The organism is Vibrio sp. 1069 (assembly GCF_033340555.1).
The window spans coordinates 1-570 of record NZ_JAWOWP010000723.1 but is presented as its reverse complement, the minus strand read 5'-3'; the positions used below and the strand labels follow the sequence as shown (position 1 = coordinate 570).

The following is a 570-nucleotide window of genomic DNA, read 5'->3' as shown; positions in this document are numbered from 1 at the left end:
CATTTTTTCTTGACTTATAGCGGTTGCAGCCATATAAGCCTGGCACTCGGCATTCTTTCTTTTCTTTAATATATTTTCTTTTCAAACGAACTTTTGGAACATTGTTCTTTTCATCTAAATTAATAGAATTTGCTCTGCGTAATGCTTCTTCATCTGAAATTTCATTGTAGATCACTTTAAAATTATTGAGCTTAGTTTCACGTTCTTCTCTTACGGATAGATAACTCATCTCACGATTACGTTTAGAATAAACTAGAACTTTAGACATATCGACAACCCTCTTGATATATATAGATAAACTCAATGACCATTATATTTATCAAGTAATATTCTCTTTGTAAAGGACCTTTAATCACTATTTTAAAAATCACATTAACATTTAATTATTAAATAAAAACCGTTTGGTTTTTTAATTATTAAATTAGAAAAATAATAATTAGTTAAACTTCTACCTAAAAATGAAAAAGATCAGATTCTGGGCTATTAGTGATGCGATTTCTCTCCTCAAAGAACCACATATTCATCACCATGAATTCTCGGTTAGGATCCTAACCAAGAATGAACATCGGA

General features: G+C 29.5%; 1 protein-coding gene. It reads right to left on the bottom strand.

Features of this window, described 5'->3' with window-relative positions; all coding sequences use genetic code 11:
* Nucleotides 1-268, bottom strand: a 268-nt coding sequence (locus R7040_RS28685; protein ID WP_318097923.1) for a hypothetical protein, incomplete at its 3' end; no start/stop codon positions are given.
* Between the last annotated feature and the right edge of the window lie 302 nt (nt 269-570).